The organism is Neisseria sp. P0014.S009 (genome assembly GCF_051958155.1).
Classification (GTDB): domain Bacteria; phylum Pseudomonadota; class Gammaproteobacteria; order Burkholderiales; family Neisseriaceae; genus Neisseria; species Neisseria flavescens_C.
Genome location: NZ_JBQCVS010000197.1, coordinates 1 through 248 on the forward strand (window position 1 = coordinate 1; position 248 = coordinate 248).

The 248-nt window shown below is 46.8% G+C and carries 1 protein-coding gene; it reads left to right on the forward strand.

The genetic code is table 11. The annotated features are described in order from the left end of the window. Nucleotides 1–28 precede the first annotated feature (28 nt). On the forward strand, nt 29–248 hold a 220-nt coding region (locus ACTHS4_RS12290; protein WP_440366028.1), incomplete at its 3' end, for a deoxynucleoside kinase.

Sequence of the window (248 nt, forward strand, 5' to 3'; positions counted from 1 at the left end):
GTTGGGAAACACATTACAAAGAGTTACTATGAATCCTCGTTATATTGTTGTCGAAGGCGCTATCGGTAGCGGCAAGACCGCTTTGAGCCGCCGCTTGGCAGAGCATTTCAGCGCGTTGCTGTTGTCGGAGAATCCGGATCACAATCCGTTTCTCATGAAATTTTACAGCAATGTTTCCAATAATGGCTTGGCTGCCGAACTTTTTTTTCTGACGCGCCGCGCTGAAAGCGTGAATATTATTGAAGACC